At 51.1% G+C, this 276-nt stretch carries 1 rRNA gene; it reads left to right on the forward strand.

Annotated features, from left to right (window positions below):
* Window positions 1–276 (forward strand): 16S ribosomal RNA (locus ACTHSL_RS13565); the annotation flags it as partial.

The raw sequence follows: 276 nt of genomic DNA on the forward strand, positions 1-276 counted from the left end.
GTAATACGAAGGGTCCAAGCGTTGTTCGGAATCATTGGGCGTAAAGCGAGCGCAGGCGGATCAGCAAGTCAGATGTGAAATCTCGAAGCTCAACTTCGAAACTGCGTCTGAAACTGCTAGTCTAGAATGTCGGAGGGGATAGGGGAATTTCACGTGTAGGGGTAAAATCCGTAGAGATGTGAAGGAACACCGGAGGCGAAGGCGCCTATCTGGACGACTATTGACGCTGAGGCTCGAAAGCGTGGGGAGCAAACAGGATTAGATACCCTAGTAGTC

It is taken from the genome of Neisseria sp. P0008.S010 (assembly GCF_051962715.1).
In the GTDB taxonomy this organism is placed as follows: Bacteria; Pseudomonadota; Gammaproteobacteria; order Burkholderiales; family Neisseriaceae; genus Neisseria; species Neisseria elongata.